The following is a 289-nucleotide window of genomic DNA, read 5'->3' on the forward strand; positions in this document are numbered from 1 at the left end:
TCACCTGGGACATCACCAAGGCGGCCGGACCGGCCAAGGGCATCTGGTACCACGCCTACGTCGTCATCGACATCTTCAGCCGCTACATCGTCGGCCACACCGTCGAGGCCGCCGAATCCGCCGGGCGGGCCGAGGAGCTGATCCGCGAGACCATCACCCGCAACGGCATCGTGCCCGAGACCGTGCACGCCGACCGCGGCACCTCGATGACGAGCAAGAAGGTCTCCCAGCTGCTCATCGATCTGGGGGTGACGAGATCACACTCGCGGCCGAAAATCTCCAACGACAA

1 protein-coding gene is annotated in these 289 nt (G+C 65.1%); it reads left to right on the forward strand.

What is annotated here, in order from left to right; translation table 11 throughout:
* The coding region (locus SCWH03_RS28395) for a DDE-type integrase/transposase/recombinase (RefSeq protein WP_173267796.1) at window positions 1–289 on the forward strand (289 nt) is incomplete at both ends.

Origin of the sequence: Streptomyces pacificus, assembly GCF_011766325.1 — a bacterium.
Taxonomy (GTDB): domain Bacteria; phylum Actinomycetota; class Actinomycetes; order Streptomycetales; family Streptomycetaceae; genus Streptomyces; species Streptomyces pacificus.